Annotated in this window: 11 protein-coding genes and 1 pseudogene; 10 read left to right on the top strand and 2 right to left on the bottom strand. The window is 65.7% G+C overall.

Going from position 1 to position 15601, the window contains the following annotated elements; all coding sequences use genetic code 11:
- The first annotated feature begins 323 nt into the window (after nucleotides 1-323).
- The 4 genes from GFS60_RS30625 to GFS60_RS30610 all read left to right on the top strand — a co-directional run bounded on the left by GFS60_RS30625 (nucleotide 324) and on the right by GFS60_RS30610 (nucleotide 6288).
- Complete coding sequence (locus tag GFS60_RS30625) at nucleotides 324-785, top strand: DUF4383 domain-containing protein (protein WP_159927872.1); 462 nt, start codon at nucleotides 324-326, stop codon at nucleotides 783-785.
- A gap of 84 nt (nucleotides 786-869) precedes the next feature.
- Nucleotides 870-1388, top strand: coding sequence for an OmpA family protein (locus tag GFS60_RS30620; RefSeq protein WP_159927870.1), 519 nt, complete (start codon nucleotides 870-872; stop codon nucleotides 1386-1388).
- 183 nt (nucleotides 1389-1571) lie between these two features.
- Complete coding sequence (locus tag GFS60_RS30615; protein WP_159927868.1) at nucleotides 1572-4568, top strand: UPF0182 family protein; 2997 nt, start codon at nucleotides 1572-1574, stop codon at nucleotides 4566-4568.
- 70 nt (nucleotides 4569-4638) lie between these two features.
- Complete coding sequence (locus GFS60_RS30610; RefSeq protein WP_159927866.1) at nucleotides 4639-6288, top strand: cation:proton antiporter; 1650 nt, start codon at nucleotides 4639-4641, stop codon at nucleotides 6286-6288.
- A 131-nt stretch (nucleotides 6289-6419) separates the two neighbouring features.
- On the opposite strand, the gene nhaA is transcribed toward GFS60_RS30610, so the two are convergent.
- Together nhaA and GFS60_RS30600 are read right to left on the bottom strand one after the other, a co-directional pair.
- Nucleotides 6420-7757, bottom strand: coding sequence for a Na+/H+ antiporter NhaA (gene nhaA / locus GFS60_RS30605; RefSeq protein ID WP_159927864.1), 1338 nt, complete (start codon nucleotides 7755-7757; stop codon nucleotides 6420-6422).
- Nucleotides 7758-7765: 8 nt separating this feature from the next.
- Entirely contained in the window at nucleotides 7766-8662 is an 897-nt protein-coding gene (locus GFS60_RS30600) for an alpha/beta fold hydrolase (RefSeq protein WP_159927862.1), read from the bottom strand.
- A 432-nt stretch (nucleotides 8663-9094) separates the two neighbouring features.
- Here GFS60_RS30600 and GFS60_RS30595 point away from each other — a divergent pair, with 432 nt between their 5' ends.
- The 6 genes and pseudogenes from GFS60_RS30595 to GFS60_RS30570 all read left to right on the top strand — a co-directional run bounded on the left by GFS60_RS30595 (nucleotide 9095) and on the right by GFS60_RS30570 (nucleotide 15600).
- On the top strand, nucleotides 9095-10600 hold the full coding sequence (locus tag GFS60_RS30595) for a SulP family inorganic anion transporter (RefSeq protein WP_236603561.1): 1506 nt from the start codon (nucleotides 9095-9097) through the stop codon (nucleotides 10598-10600).
- 37 nt (nucleotides 10601-10637) lie between these two features.
- Nucleotides 10638-11048, top strand: a complete 411-nt coding sequence (locus GFS60_RS30590; protein ID WP_201453677.1) for a MerR family transcriptional regulator — start codon at nucleotides 10638-10640, stop codon at nucleotides 11046-11048.
- Nucleotides 11049-11762: 714 nt separating this feature from the next.
- Nucleotides 11763-12227 carry a DUF4383 domain-containing protein gene (locus GFS60_RS30585; protein WP_159927860.1) on the top strand — a complete coding sequence of 155 codons (465 nt, stop codon included), beginning with the start codon at nucleotides 11763-11765 and terminating at the stop codon, nucleotides 12225-12227.
- A 269-nt stretch (nucleotides 12228-12496) separates the two neighbouring features.
- Nucleotides 12497-13078 (top strand): hypothetical protein, encoded by a 582-nt coding sequence (locus tag GFS60_RS30580; RefSeq protein ID WP_159927858.1) that lies wholly within the window; start codon nucleotides 12497-12499, stop codon nucleotides 13076-13078.
- A gap of 224 nt (nucleotides 13079-13302) precedes the next feature.
- Nucleotides 13303-14534 (top strand): IS3 family transposase gene (locus GFS60_RS30575; RefSeq protein WP_159927925.1). Its coding sequence is split into 2 segments (ribosomal slippage): nucleotides 13303-13624 and nucleotides 13624-14534, totalling 1233 coding nucleotides; the frame shifts between segments, so codons are not numbered across the junction.
- Nucleotides 14535-14537: 3 nt separating this feature from the next.
- A pseudogene (locus GFS60_RS30570) lies at nucleotides 14538-15600 on the top strand (IS110 family transposase).
- Nucleotide 15601 lies beyond the last annotated feature (1 nt).

Genomic DNA, 15601 nt, shown 5'->3' with positions numbered 1-15601 from the left:
TCCGGCGCGCCGCAGGAGCACCGAATGGCCCCTCGGACTCGTGTACGTCCGTCGAACCCCACTCCAGCGTCGGTCACAATTGCCATGGCGAATTGATGTTGAATGCGCAGTTCACGGGTACACCGTTCGTAGCGGCGGCCGCCCGCGCCGAGATAGAGGGGGAGCACCGACGGGTCCCGCGCTTCTCGCCGTTCCCTGTTTGACCGAGACGAAAGCGGGTAGGCGGCCACCGTAGCCGAAAATAGGGACAAAACGGACAGAGGGTGACCGCCGTCCGTTGGCGATTTTCTCCGGATGACGATCGGCCGATCGAAAGGACGTTGATGACTGAACACTCGACCCACACCAGCAGACCGCTTGCCCGGATCGCCGCCTTCGCTGTCGGGGCACTCTTTCTCGTGGTCGGCATCCTCGGATTCCTTCCCGGTGCCACCACCGGCTACGACACCCTCGACTGGGCCGGCCACCACTCCGAAGCGGAAATCCTCGGAGTGTTCCAGGTATCGATCCTGCACAATGCGGTCCACCTGCTCTTCGGGGTCGCCGGCGTCGTGATGGCGCGCACCGCCGCCGCAGCGCGGCTATTCCTTCTCGGCGGTGGCCTGATCTATCTGCTGTTGTGGCTCTACGGGCTGATCATCGATCAGGACTCGGCCGCGAACTTCATTCCGGTCAACACGGCAGATAATTGGCTTCATCTGGGCCTGGGCATCGCCATGCTCGGCCTCGGACTCCTCACCTCCGGTCGAGCGAAACACACGGCCGCCGCGCCCACCTCGCCGTAAGAAGGCCGGGTCTGCATCCACTGCGGCACCGGCCGAGGACGCACAACAATCACTCACCCCGAACGGGTACGAAGGAGAAACGCAATGCGGAGAAAAATTGCCAGTGCATGCGCTGCTGCGGCCATCACTCTCGCCGGAGCGGGAGCTGCCGGATGTTCCGACAATGCCGATGACACCACCCCAGCGAACACCCCGACATCGATGCCAGAGACCACCGAAGACACGATGACCAGTGTCGAAGCGACCGCCTCTGCGGCGTTGACCACGGCTCGGGAGGCGGCCCAGGACGCGATCAACGCCGCTGTCGAGGCCGTACCGATCGCGTTCGCGCCCGGCGCCGCCGACCTGAACGCAGCCTCCGATGCCACGATCACGGCGGTGGCTACTGCCTTGAAGACAACCGAAGGTGACGTGCAGATCGAGGCCTATGCGACGAACAGTGACGAAGACGCGGCGACGGATCTGGCCGAACGGCGGGCCAACACGGTCGCGGACGTCCTCGAAAGCAAGGGGATCGACCGGGAGCGGCTCTCTGCGGAGGGCATCGCAAACCCGGACAACGTCAACGTCGATCAGGTGAAGATCACCGTCACCGAGAACTAGTGCACCACGGGATTTTCACGGCGGATGGGCGTGGCCGTGGGAGCCCGGAGGGGTTCTTTGTGCGGCTTTGGGCTTGCGCCCGGGAACCCTAGACTAAGGAACACACGGACAGGTGCTTTCTGGGCGCGGGTAGTTCTCGTCGTCTCAGCCGCCCAGATCAAGTGCCGCCGCGGGAGGTGGGCAATGCAACCGTCCGAACGGGTGCGACCGTTGTCTCGCCGTGCGATCGTATGGATTGCGGCACTGTTGATCGTCGCGGCGCTGCTGGTGATTGGGCCCCGTCTGATCGCCGTCTATACGGACTGGTTGTGGTTCGGGGAAGTCGGGTACCGCGGTGTGTGGGGCACCGTCCTTGTCACCCGACTGATTTTGTTCACGCTGGTCACCGTGCTCGTGGGTGCTGTGATCTTCGCGGCGTTGTTCGGGGCGTACCGGTCGCGGCCCCTGTTCGCCGACGCCGCGGCTGCCGCGGGGAAGGATCCCATCGAGCAGTACCGGACCGTGGTGATGAGCCGGCTCCGGGTGTTCGCGATCGGCATTCCGCTGGTGCTGGCTCTGCCGTTCGGCCTCAACGCCCAGGCGAACTGGGAACGGGTGCAGCTGTTCCTGCACGGCGGCAGCTTCGGGATCGTGGATGCGGAGTTCGGGCACGACATCGGCTTCTACGTTTTCGACTTACCGTTCTACCGGTTGGTGTTGACGTGGTTGCTGGTGGCGGTGTTCCTGGCGTTCGTCGTCAGCGTGGGCGCTCACTACCTGTTCGGCGGGATACGGCTCTCGTTCAAGGAGAAGACCGACTCCGACGTCGCCACGTCCGCGTTGACGCGGTCGGCGCTGATCCAGCTCGCGGTGCTGGCAGGAAGCTTCATCGTGTTGAAAGCGGTTGCGTATTGGTTCGACCGCTATTCGCTGTTGTGGAGCAGCCGCAAGGAACCCACCTTCACCGGGGCCGGGTTCACCGATATCCACGCCGTGCTCCCGGCGCGGCTGATTCTGTTCTCGATCGCGATCATCTGCGCGGCAGCGTTTTTCGCGGCGATCGTGGTGCGCGATCTCCGGATCCCGGCGATGGCCGCGGCACTGCTGGTGCTGTCCTCGATCCTCGTGGGTGGGCTGTTTCCGGCGCTGATGGAGCAGTTCTCGGTGCGCCCGAACGCCGCCGACCGGGAGAGCCCGTACATCGAACGCAACATCGACGCGACCCGGCTGGCCTACGGGATCGGCTCCGAGAAGGTCGAGTACGAGGATTACCCCGGTGTGGGCACCCGGCCACCACGAGATCTGCCGGCCGACGTCACCACCATCGCCAACGCCCGACTGCTCGACCCGAACGTGCTCTCACGCACCTTCACGCAGCAGCAACAGCTGAAGAATTTCTACGGCTTCACCCCGACCTTGGACATCGACCGCTACGCGATCGACGGGGAGCTCAGCGATTACATCGTCGCTGCCCGGGAACTGTCCCCGAACAGCCTCAGCGGCAACCAGACGCAGTGGATCAACCGGCACACCGTCTACACCCACGGCAATGGATTCGTCGCCGCCCCGGCCAACCGGGTCAATGCCGCCGTGCGGGACGCCGCCGGCCAGAGTGCCAGCAGCGACAGCGGGTACCCGATCTACACCGTGAGCGACATTGCCTCCCAGGCCGCCGGTCAGCAACTCATCCCTGTGCAGCAACCCCGCATCTACTTCGGTGAACTCATCGCGCAGGCGAGCCCGGACTACGCCATCGTCGGCGCCCAGCCGGGGGCCGAGCCTCGCGAATACGACACGGACACCTCGGCGTACACCTACACCGGTGCCGGCGGGGTGCCGGTCGGGAACTGGATCAACCGGCTGGCGTTCGCCGCCAAGTACGGTGAACGCAATATCTTGTTCTCCGGTGCCATCGGGGCCGATTCGAAGATCATCTTCAATCGAGACCCGAAGACCCGCGTCGAGCATGTCGCACCGTGGCTGACCACCGACGCCAACCCCTACCCCGCGGTCGTCGACGGGCGCATCACCTGGATCGTCGACGCGTACACCACCCTCGAGCACTACCCCTACGCACAGGCGGCGTTCCTCAGTGAACCCGTCACCACCGAGACGGGCCTGACACTCGCACGTGAGCAGGTCTCCTACATCCGGAACTCGGTCAAGGCGACCGTCGACGCCTACGACGGCACGGTCACCCTGTATCAAGTAGACCGAGACGACCCTGTCTTGCAAGCGTGGATGAACGTATTCCCCGGAACGGTGCAGCCCGAGGACACGATCTCGGCCGATCTGCGCGCCCATTTCCGTTATCCCGAGGACCTGTTCCGGGTGCAGCGGGAACTGCTGGCGAAGTATCACGTCAACGATCCACGCGAGTTCTTCACCAACAATGCATTCTGGTCGGTGCCCAGTGACCCCACCTCCGACACCGACGGACAGCAACCGCCGTACTACGTTCTCCTCGGCGATCAGGACACCGCCGCACCCTCCTTCCGCCTCACCAGTGCGATGGTCGGATTCAACCGCGAGTTCCTTTCCGCCTATCTCTCCGTCCGCTCGGACCCGGAGGGGTACGGGAAAATGCACATACTGCAGCTGCCGACGGACACCCAAACCCAGGGCCCGCAGCAAACCCAGAACTCGATGATCTCCGATACCCGCGTCGCATCGGAACGCACTCTGCTCGAGCGGTCGAACCGTATCCACTACGGCAACTTGCTGACGTTGCCGATCGCCGACGGCGGCTTCCTCTACGTCGAACCGTTGTTCACCGAGCGGCTGTCCACCAACGTCGACGGCTCCACGTTCCCTCAACTGTCCCGCGTCCTGGTCAGCTACCGGGAACCGGGAACCGGGGGAGTGCGCGTCGGGTACGCACCCACGCTCGCCGAAGCCCTCGACCAGGTATTCGGCGCCGGAACCGGGCGCGCGGCGACCGCGCCCGGCGGCGACGCGGCCACCGCACCACCATCGGACCCGCAGGCCACTCCCGCGCCGCCGGTAGAAGGAGCGGCGCCGATTCCCGCGCCGCCGGCCGGGCCGGCGGACTTGACCGCCGCGGTCCTCGAACTCAACGAGGCCCTGTCCAGCCTGCGCGAAGCGCAGCACACCGGGGACTTCACCGCCTACGGCACCGCACTCGACCGCCTGCAACGGGCCATCGACGGCTACCTCGCCGCCGGGGGAAGCCTGAATTGACGTTTTCCCCGGAAGTGACGCGGCCGCTGGGGTTTGCCGCGTCGATCGGGCGGGTGTGAAGGGATCGAGCATGGCGGATCTACACGAGTTCGCGCTGATCGCGGTCATCCTGGCCATCGCCGCGTGCGCAGGATTGCTGGCTACCCGGCTGCGGCAGCCGATGATCGTCGCCTTCATCGGAGTCGGCATCCTGGTCGGGCCGGCCGGAACCGGCTGGGTGGTCGCCGACAGCACGATCGAGCTTCTGGCGCGCCTGGGCATCGCCATCTTGTTGTTTCTGGTCGGGTTGAAGCTCGACCTGCACCTGATCCGCAGCACCGGGCCGGTCGCCCTGGCCACCGGTCTCGGGCAGGTCCTGTTCACCTCCGTGGTCGGGTACCTGATCGCGATCGCTTTGGGGATGGACTCGGTGACCGCACTGTATGTCGCGGTCGCCCTGACCTTCTCCTCGACGATCATCATCGTGAAGCTGCTGTCGGACAAACGTGAGCTAGAACAGCTGCACGGGCGGATCGCGGTCGGTTTCCTGATCGTCCAGGACATCGTGGTGGTGTTGGTGATGATCGCGCTCAACGTCTTCGGACGGCAGAGCGGGGACAGCCTGGCCCTGAACATCATCCTGGTCATCGTCAAGGGCCTCGGCCTGCTCGCAGCGATCGCCGTGCTGATGCGTTACGTGCTGCCCTGGCTGCTGCACCACATCGCCCGATCCCAGGAACTGCTCGTGTTGTTCGGGGTGTCCTACGCGGTCTCGATCGCCGCGGTGAGCGACACACTCGGTTTCAGCTCCGAGGTCGGGGCCTTCCTGGCCGGGGTATCGCTGGCGAGCACCCCGTACCGGGATGCTCTCGGGGCGCGGCTGGTCAGCCTGCGTGACTTCCTGTTGCTGTTCTTCTTCCTGGATTTGGGGTCCCGGCTGGAATTCACCCACGCCGCCGATCAGATTCCCGAGGCGGCGATCTTCTCGCTGTTCGTGCTCATCGGGAACCCGCTGATCGTGGTGCTCATCATGGCCGTGATGCGCTACCCGGTGCGGGTCGGGTTCCTCGCCGGGTTGACCGTGGCCCAGATTTCCGAGTTCTCCCTCATCCTGGCCGCGCTGGGGTTGAGCCTGGGTCACATCAGCAGTGCCACGGTCAGCCTGATCACCGTCGTCGGGCTGCTCACCATCGGCGGTTCCACCTACCTGATCCTGTACTCGCATCAGCTCTACGCCCGGCTCGCGCGGTGGCTGAAGGTGTTCGAGCGAACCGAAACCCGGAAGGTCGACATCGCCGACGAGGATGCCGAGGTATACGCCATTCTCTATGGGCTGGGCCGCTTCGGCCGGCACGTCGCCGATCATCTCAGCCGTGCCGGGCACTCGGTGTTGGCGGTCGATTTCGACCCCCACCGGGTCGGTGCGAACAGCCGCGACGGGGTCACCGCCGTCTACGGCAGCGCCGAGGACGTGCATTTTCTGGAAACCCTGCCCCTGGCGCAGGCCCGCTTCGTGATCAGCACCATCCCGTTGCTCGATACCAATCTGGCGCTCCTGCACGCCCTGCACCACCACCAATACCGCGGACACATCGCCCTGACCGCCCACACCGTCCACGACGCCGAACAACTGCTCGCCGCTGGTACCGAGGTGATCCTCGAACCCTTCTCCCTCGCCGCCGACGCCGCGACCCAGGTACTCGACCAGCTCCTCGCGAAAGACGCCGACACGGACCCGTGACACGGAGATCGTGTCGGACACCCTCAATCGCGCCCGTTGTCCGACCGATCCGGGGACGGGTCTTCAACATTCTTCGCCATCGTCCCGGTGGCCGACGACAGCCTCTCGTGGCCGTGGCGCCCACGGTCAGGTCAGGGGGACGCGCCCGGCCGCCTGCCCTGGCCGTTGTCGGTGAAGACGTCGGGAATGCCGTCCTCGTCCGCATCGAGCGCTTCGTCCTCGGCGATGATGCGATAGGCGCGGTTACGGATCCGCAGAATGATCGAGGCGACCAACGCGGCGATCCCAGACCCGAACAGCACACCGATCTTGACGTGATCGTCCGCCGCACTGGCCGCACCGAAGGCGAGCTCACCGATCAAAAGTGACACCGTAAATCCGATCCCGGCGAGGACCGCGACCCCGAGCACGTCGATCCAGCGCAGCCCCGAATCCAGGGTCGCCCGGGTGAACCGGGACAGCAGATAGGTGGTGCCGAAGATGCCGACGGCCTTGCCCACCACCAGCCCGGCGATGATCCCGAGGACGATCGGATCCGACAGGGCCTTCGACAACCCGGTCAGACCGCCGACAGTGACGCCGGCGGCGAAGAACGCGAACACCGGGACCGCGAACCCGGCCGAGATCGGACGGATGCGGTGCTCGAAATGCTCGGCCAACCCCGGGCCGGCATCCGGACCACCGGAGGCGCGGCGACGCATGACCGGGACCGCGAAGCCCAGCAGCACGCCGGCGACGGTGGCATGCACCCCGGAGGCGTGCACCAGCGCCCACGTGAGGGCGGCGAGCGGAATCAGCACCCACCACGCCCGGATCCGGCGCTGCACCGCAAACGTGAACACTGCCAGGGGGATCAGCGCCCCGAGCAGCGGCACCACCGACAAGGTGTCGGTGTAGAAGATCGCGATGACGGTGATGGCGAGCAGGTCGTCCACCACGGCCAGGGTGAGCAGGAACGTACGCAGGGTCGCGGGGAGATGGGTACTGATCACCGCCAGCACCGCCAGGGCGAAGGCGATGTCGGTCGCCGTCGGGATGGCCCATCCCTGCAGGGCATTCCCGCCGGTGCGGAGGTTGACGGCCACGAAAATTACTGCTGGCACCACCATTCCCCCGACCGCCGCGGCGATCGGCAGCACGGCCCGCCGTGGATCACGCAGGTCCCCGGCCACGAACTCGCGTTTGAGTTCGAGACCGACGACGAAGAAGAAGATCGCGAGCAGCCCGTCCGCGGCCCAGGTGCCGATCGACAAATGCAGGTGCAGCGCCTCGGGCCCGACCATGAAATCACGCACCCCGTCGTAGCCGGCGGACCACGGGGAATTGGCCCACACCATCGCGACGACGGTCGCGACGAGCAGCAGCGCACCGCCGACGGTTTCCTTCCGGAGAATTTCCGCGATGCGGGAGGTTTCCGCCCACGATCCGCGCGGAAACAGGGGAGCCCGGGCCGGTTGACGAGTGTTCACACGCCTCCTTACGGTGCGAACGGGGCAGCAGGAAGTGCGGAGATCAGGCTGGCCACCGATGCGGGCGCCTCACGTAGACCGAGATGCCCGCACCCGGGTAGGAGCTGAACCTCGGCCCCGAGCAGGGACCGTACTCGTCGGCGCAGGCGGTTCCGGTCGAGCAGTGGATCGCACTCACCGTCGGCGACGATGACCGGGACTTCTCCGGCCCAGCGGCGGATCATCCGAGCGGGCAGTCGGCGCGGGAGTCTGCCGGGGAAACAGTGCTCGGCGATCATGCTGTACCAACAGACCAGGCTCATGTCCGGGGTGAACGGGGATCCACTCAGGTACCTCAGGAGTTGTTCGCTGTTGTCGAGGGTCGGGTGCAGCATCCACTTCGCGCGCAACCGGGTCAGTTGCCAGGTGCGCTTGGTCGCGGTGATGCCTGCGGGGTTGACCAGAACCAGTCCGGCGATGCGGTCACTCGGAGTGGCGGCAAGTGCGATGGCGGCACCGAGGGCGTGGCCGACCACGATCACCGGATCCGGGCGCAGCTGCGGGATCAGCTCGTCGAGCCAACGCCCGTACACGTCGTACGCGTGCCGGTGCGGGCGCCGCGACGAACTCAATCCAGGTTCCCCGGGCAGATCGGGAAGGAGAACCCGGTGGTGCTCATGCAATGCACAAACAGTCGCCAAGGCGCTCGCGGCACTCAGGCCCGCACCGGGTAGCAACACGATCGGTGGCCTGCCCGTATTGGTGCCGGCGGTCAGGACCGTCGTTGCCCCCAGTGAGGTTTCGAGTCGCAGAAGGGCGTGCGGCACGTGCCAGCGTTCGAGTCTCTCGCGGCATGCACGGCGGACCGGAACACAGTCCTCGTCGTCGCGGTAGATCCCGTGGGTGGCGATGGGAAGGCGCTTCATGTCCGCCGCCCGATCGCAGACGGCATGGTGTTCGCCGGGTGGGAGGGCGCTACAGATGGCTCGGTACGCATGCTCGGTCCTGTCCTGGTCGGGATGTCGCGAAACCATTGCCGACCAGACTTCCCGGCGCACCGACTTCACCCTATCGCGACACCGCGCGATCTTCCTGCACTGTGCCCCCAGCCGGTGGCACCCACACGAATTCTTACGGGAGACGCTCAACCCACCGACGCGGGCACCGATTCACACTCTACCCTTACGGGAGAGTAGAGTGCTTCCGAGTCGGTGAATCCGGCGAAGACCCGCCACACGCGCGGGCTGCGACAGAATCTGTCACTCGACGGTGATGTCGCTTCCCCGGGACGGGTGCAGCGATGCGCCGTCCGAACATCTACGGCATCGGCGTCACCGCGCCATGTGAACGGAGCCTTGGTGGCAACACAACAGCTGGACAACCATGTTCGTGATGAAGGCTCGGTGCGGGCCGCTTTGCGGTCCCCGCGCCGATTGAAGACCGAGGTATTGGCCGGACTGGTGGTTGCGCTGGCCTTGGTCCCGGAAGCGATCTCGTTCTCGATCATCGCTGGCGTGGACCCCCGCGTGGGTCTGTTCGCCTCCTTCACCATGGCGGTGACCATCGCCGTCGTCGGCGGCCGCCCCGCGATGATCTCTGCGGCGACCGGTGCGATCGCCCTCGTCGTCGCGCCGCTCTCGCGTGAATACGGTCTGGACTACCTGATCGCCGCCGTCCTGCTGGCCGGAGTGCTGCAGATCGTCCTGAGCCTGCTCGGGGTCGCGAAACTGATGCGATTCATCCCGCGCAGTGTGATGGTCGGCTTCGTCAACGCCCTCGCCATCTTGATCTTCACCGCGCAACTCCCACACCTGATCGACGTGCCCACCCTGGTCTATCCGATGGTCGCGGCCGGACTGCTGATCATGGTGCTGCTGCCCAAGCTCACCACCGCGATCCCCGCCCCGCTGGTGGCCATCGTGCTGCTCACCGCTGCCACCGTGATCTTCGCGTTGAACGTCCCGAACGTCGGCGACGAAGGCGAACTCCCGTCCAGCCTGCCGACCTGGCTGATCCCGGACGTGCCGCTCACCATGGACACCCTATCGATCATCGCCCCCTACGCGTTGGCGATGGCCCTGGTTGGGTTGCTGGAATCGTTGATGACGGCGAAGCTGGTCGACGACATCACCGACACCCACTCGAACAAGACCCGCGAAGGCTGGGGGCAGGGTGTGGCGAACATTGTCACCGGGTTCTTCGGCGGCATGGGCGGCTGCGCCATGATCGGCCAGACCATGATCAACGTCAAGGTCTCCGGAGCCCGCACCCGCATCTCCACCTTCCTGGCCGGGGTGTTCCTGCTGATCCTCGTCGTCGGCCTCGGCGACATCGTCGCCCTGATCCCGATGGCCGCCCTGGTCGCGGTGATGATCATGGTCTCGGTCGGCACCCTGGACTGGCACAGCATCGCCCCGAAGACGTTGCGGCGCATGCCCCGCAGCGAAACAGTGGTCATGCTTGCGACCGTCGCGGTCACCGTCGCCACCCACAACCTCGCCTACGGGGTGATCGTCGGTGTGATCACCGCAATGGTGCTCTTCGCCCGCCGGGTCGCGCACCTGACCGAGGTCGTGGACGTCGCCCACCCCGACGAGAACACCCGCATCTACAAGGTGCGCGGCGAACTGTTCTTCGCCTCGAGCAACGACCTGATCTACCAATTCGACTACGTCGGCGATCCGGAGAACGTCATCATCGACCTGTCCGACTCCCACATCTGGGACGCCTCGACCGTCGCGACCCTCGACGCGATCACCACGAAATACGCTGCCAGGGGCAAGCAGGCGGAGATCGTCGGCCTCAACGCCGCCTCCGCCGAACGCCACGTGCGCCTGAGCGGGCGAATGGGTGCCGAGCACTGACATCAGTGCCCGGACGAATGCGAAGAAGGGTGAGCAGATGACGGACCGCCTCGAGGGTTCGGCAGTGCGGCACATGCAGATCGGTGAGGTCGCCGAACGCACCGAACTGTCGATCAAGACGATCCGCCACTACGACGAGGTCGGCCTGGTACGGCCTTCCGAACGCAGTGCCGGGGGCTTTCGCCTCTACACCGAAACCGATGTCCAACGCCTGCTCGTCATCCGGCGGATGAAGCCGCTCGGATTCACCCTCGACGAGATGCGCCAACTCCTCGACTCGCTCGACATCCTCGACTCCTCACGATCCGGCGAGGATCGGGAAGAGGCGCAGGCGTTCGTCACCGACTGCCATGCCCGGGCGGAGGAAAGCTGTCGCAAACTTCGGCGTCAGGTCGCCTACGCCGAGGAGCTGACCGCACTACTCGCCGACCACGCGACCACCGATTAATAACAACCCACAGCCGTCCGTCCAGGCCGGCGGTCGGTACTCGAGAAGCGGTGACTGATCCGAGGCAGGAATCTCGTCGAGCTGCCTCGAGCTCTCATACATCGTAGTGGCGGTGCCGACGTCGCTCCGCAGCACTGTACGACATGCTGCTTACCCACCACTGGTGTGGAAAGGGAATGGGTACTGCAACGTTCCGCGGTATTGGACCACCGCCCTCCCGCCCACTGCCAACGCCGAAACGCTTGTTTCGCTGAACTGCCGGGCTGGGACGGTGTCTCTGTGCAAGGTTGCAAGACCCTCCGGCCGAAGGGGTTAGACGGCCGGAGGGAGTGGCTGTCGCGGGTTGCAGTCCGTGATAACGCGGCAGCACACAAATCGGATACCCGAATCCGTCCGGATTACTCCTCAGCCGGGATGGCGCTGCCCGGGACGTCGCGCTGTTGCTTGTGTCTGCCGATCTCGACAAGGTGGCGAGGGCCGAGGCGGTGCTTCGCCTACTTCACTACACCTCGCGGCTGTCAGCAAGAGGCGGTAGATATCGTGACCCATCGACTCAGCTCCCATCGAGGCGGGACGCAATCGGACGATTTGCGTCTCCCGACCAGAGCAGTCGTTCGGCGATGAGCTTTGGCCCACTGACGGTTTGTCCACGACACGCAGAGGGAACCTCGTGAGAAGGGACATATCCTGCACCGACTGTGCGAAGGGACGCTGATGGCAACTCCCCGATCTCGTCCGACTCTGACCTCCACCCCAGTGCAGACCGCCTCGCTGGTTCTCGGTGTGGTGTTCTTACTCGTCGGCATCCTCGGTTTCATTCCTGGAATCACCTCCAACCTCGACCAGCTGGCGGGCGCTGGGCATGACTCCGGCGCGATGTTGGTGGGTCTGTTCCAGGTATCCGTGCTCCACAACATCGTCCACGTGGTCTTCGGTGTTGCCGGTATCACCGCTGCCCGCCTGGCGTCAGCCGCCGGAATCTACTTGCTCCTCGGTGGCTTCATCTACCTGGGACTGTGGGTTTTCGGGTTGGTACTCGATGACGACGAATCCGCCAACTTCATTCCGCTCAACACCGCCGACGACTGGCTCCACTTCACCCTCGGCGCCGGAATGGTCATGCTCGGAATCCTGCTCACACGCGGACATCGTGCCAACACCCGCACAAACCCTTCCTGAACCGGTGACCGCGACCGCTTCCTGGTCTGTCCCCATCACAGTAGTTATGGCGGGACAGCTCAGGGGCCTCGAAACTCGGCTCGGAGAATCTCCGCCTTGTCCGGCGCGCACCGACTCGGTCGTGTCGTTCGGTGACGACGGCTGCGCGGCCATCAGCCGGGTTCGCTGGCCACCGAATGTTTCGCCCGCCGTGAGGATGCATGAAAAACGTGCGTGCCGGATTCCTTTACTCCACGTTTACCAGATGGGGAGTGGGGTAGCCCTCTGACATGGACGCGTTGCATCCTCGACCCCGGGGTCCCCGCCGCGTCCGCGGCGGGTGGGCGCGCCTGCTCGCGGTCGCGGTGGCCGCTCTCGCCGCGGCGGGTTGTGGTGCCGGGCAGATCACCCAGACCTCCGATCAGGTGTCCGCGGTGAACGGCAGCAGCCTCGAGGTCGGGCACATCCAAGTGCACAACATCTACCTCGACCACGATCCGGGCGATCCCGCCGACCGGGCCCGGTTGGCGTTCACCGTCGTCAACACCAGCCGCGGCCTCACCGACCGGCTGGTGTCCATCGAATCCCCGGCCGCCGCCGTGAACATTCTCGCACCGCCGGATGCGCTCACGCTGGCACCGGGAACGGTGTTGGCCGCCGGGCAACCGGTCGAGCAGCTGACCGAACCGGCCGCCCCAGATGAGCCGATCACCGTGGCGCTCACCGTGCCCGGCGGGCTGCGCCCGGGGTTGACGACACAGTTCACCTTCGTCTTCGAGGTCGCCGGCCCCGGCACCGTGGCGGTGCCCACCGACCTGTGGGCACCGGGCGAGGACGTCCCACCCACCCGCCAGGAATTCACCGCTGCCTGACCGCGGTAGGGCACAATTTGTGTGCGACCTCCGTGGCCGAATGGGGCTGCCGTGGCGTGCGCCGTGCCCGCGTGGCGAGGTTGCGAATACCGGTGGCCACCGCCAACGCTGCCCGCGTCGAGGGGCAGCGGCCGTGCATTCAGCGCTCGGGCAGGGGGGTTCCCCCCTGAATGAGGACATCGTGAACACTGGGTCGTGAGGGCCCAGAGGAAGAGATGTCACCAATGGTCATGAAGGCGTACTCGGCGGAGTTCAAGGCCGATGCCGTCGCACTGTATCTGTCCGATCCGAGCCACACCTTCGACGGCATCGGCAACGACCTGGGAGTCAGCCGCGAGACTCTGCGCAACTGGGTCCGCGCGGAACGCAAACGCACCGGTATCTCCACGGCTGAGCTGCGGGCCAATGGGGCGGCGCGGCCGGCATCGCGGGCAGGCGAGGTATCGTCCGAGTCCGTGTTGGAGGAAGAAAACAAGCAGCTTAAGGCCCAGATCCGGAAGCTCGAAACCGAACGGGAGATCCTGCGCAGGGCCGCGAAATATTTCGCGGGCGAGACCAACTGGTGAGCCGCTTCCAGTTCGTCGACGACCACCGCGACACCGCTCCGGTGAAGTGGCTGTGCCAGATCCTCGAGGTGTCCCGGTCCGGCTTCTACCGGTGGCTTGCCGCCGCACCGGCCCGTGCTGAACGCGCCCACGCCGACGAGGAGCTCGCGACGCGCATCCGCGCCATCCACGACGACTTCGATGGCACCTACGGGGCCCCACGCATCACGGCCGAGCTGCGCGATGTCGGGATCGAGGTCAATCACAAGCGGGTGGAACGGGTGATGCGCGAGAACGGAATCGTCGGGGTGCACCTGCGCAAGACGGTCCGCACCACGGTCCCCGAACCCTCCGCGACTCCGGTGCCGGACCTGATCCGGCGCGATTTCACCGCGAGCGCACCGAACACCAAGTACGTCGGGGACATCACCTACCTTCCGGTCGGTGACGGGCAATTCCTGTACCTGGCAACAGTATTGGATCTGAACTCGAAACGGCTGGCGGGTTGGTCGATCGCCCCACACATGCGCACCGAGCTGGTCACTGACGCGCTGCGGGCGGCGGCCGCCGCCCGTGGTGCCACCGGTCTCGACGGGGCAATATTTCACAGCGACAACGGCGCCCAATACGTCTCGCAGAACTTCGCGGATGTTTGCCGCGAGCTGGGAGTGACCCGGTCGCGAGGCGCGGTCGGAACGTCAGCGGACAACGCCGCCGCCGAATCGTTCAACGCGACGTTGAAACGGGAGACGCTCCAGGGCCGGAAGCGCTGGAACAGCGCGGGTGAGGCCCGCGCCGCCGTCTTCCGTTGGATCACCCGCTACAACACCAGAAGGAGGCACTCCACTCTCGGCCAGATCTGTCCGATCGACTTCGAGCAGCGATCGGCTACGCTGGCCACCGCCGCATAAGAATTGGTGTCCACATCTCGGGGGGAAGCCCCCGAGTTCGTCATCGGGGTCGATACCCATGCCGCTACCCACTCGCTGTCGGTTGTCACAGCCGCGACCGGTGCAGTCGTCGACCAATCAATGTTTCCTACGAACCCATCCGGGCTCGAGCGAGCGGTGACATGGATCAGTCGTCGCGTGGGCGAGCACGCGGCTCTGGTGGTCATCGAAGGCGTCGGTTCCTACGGAGCCGGTCTCGCCGAGCGGGTCCTCGGTTCCGGATTGGCCGTCGTCGAACCCGCCGCGATGCCGGCGGCGCACCGACGCGGAATCGGCAAGACCGACTCACTCGACGCCGTCCGGATCGCCCGGTCGGTGCTCGCGGTCGACATCTCCCGGCTCCGCTGGCCGCGCGCCGAGGATCCCCGCGCCGCGCTTCGGGTCCTGGTCGTGGCCAGAGAGCAAATGGCCGGCGAGCGGACCCGAGCAGTCAATGCGCTCACCGCCCTGCTCCGGATCACCGACCTCGGCATCGATGCGCGCAAAGCTCTGACGCGCAAACAGATTGATGCGATATCTACCTGGCGTTCCCGATCGGAGGACGTCACCATGCAAACGTGCCGGCCGGAAGCGGTCCGACTGGCGAAGCGAATCCGCGCCCTGGATGCCGAGTTGATCGACAACAGGAAGGCACTCGACTCTGCCGTGAGCTCGGTCGCACCGGAACTGCCGGAGTTACCCGGCGTCGGATCGGTGGTCGCGGCCTCCGTGCTCATCGCCTGGTCTCATCCGGGCCGTGTCCGTTCCGAAGCCGCGTTCGCAGCCCTCGCCGGGACCTGCCCGATACCGGCGTCGTCGGGGAACACGATGCGTCACAGACTCGAGCTGTGGCGGAGATCGACGACTGAACCGGGCGCTGACCACCATCGTCCTCGTCCGGATGCGTACCCACCCCGACACCCGCGCGTATGTTGCCCGGCGCCGCCGCGAGGGTCGCACGACCAAGGAGATCATGCGCTGCCTGAAGAGGTACATCACCCGGCAACTGTTCCGAACACTGACCGCTGCATACCCGGCCCCAGCATGAC

The sequence above is a fragment of the Rhodococcus sp. WAY2 genome (genome assembly GCF_009859915.1).
In the GTDB taxonomy this organism is placed as follows: domain Bacteria; phylum Actinomycetota; class Actinomycetes; order Mycobacteriales; family Mycobacteriaceae; genus Rhodococcus_F; species Rhodococcus_F oxybenzonivorans.
Note: the sequence above shows the minus strand (reverse complement) of the source record. Positions and strands in the feature narration are given on the sequence as shown.

Excerpts from the sequence above, each read along its gene's own strand:
- GFS60_RS30600 (WP_159927862.1), bottom strand. The coding sequence starts at position 8,662 with ATGAAGCGCCTTCCCATCGCCACCCACGGGATCTACCGCGACGACGAG.
- GFS60_RS30590 (WP_201453677.1), top strand. The coding sequence starts at position 10,638 with ATGACGGACCGCCTCGAGGGTTCGGCAGTGCGGCACATGCAGATCGGT.
- GFS60_RS30580 (WP_159927858.1), top strand. The coding sequence starts at position 12,497 with ATGGACGCGTTGCATCCTCGACCCCGGGGTCCCCGCCGCGTCCGCGGC.
- GFS60_RS30620 (WP_159927870.1), top strand. The coding sequence starts at position 870 with ATGCGGAGAAAAATTGCCAGTGCATGCGCTGCTGCGGCCATCACTCTC.
- GFS60_RS30625 (WP_159927872.1), top strand. The coding sequence starts at position 324 with ATGACTGAACACTCGACCCACACCAGCAGACCGCTTGCCCGGATCGCC.
- GFS60_RS30585 (WP_159927860.1), top strand. The coding sequence starts at position 11,763 with ATGGCAACTCCCCGATCTCGTCCGACTCTGACCTCCACCCCAGTGCAG.
- GFS60_RS30610 (WP_159927866.1), top strand. The coding sequence starts at position 4,639 with ATGGCGGATCTACACGAGTTCGCGCTGATCGCGGTCATCCTGGCCATC.
- GFS60_RS30615 (WP_159927868.1), top strand. The coding sequence starts at position 1,572 with ATGCAACCGTCCGAACGGGTGCGACCGTTGTCTCGCCGTGCGATCGTA.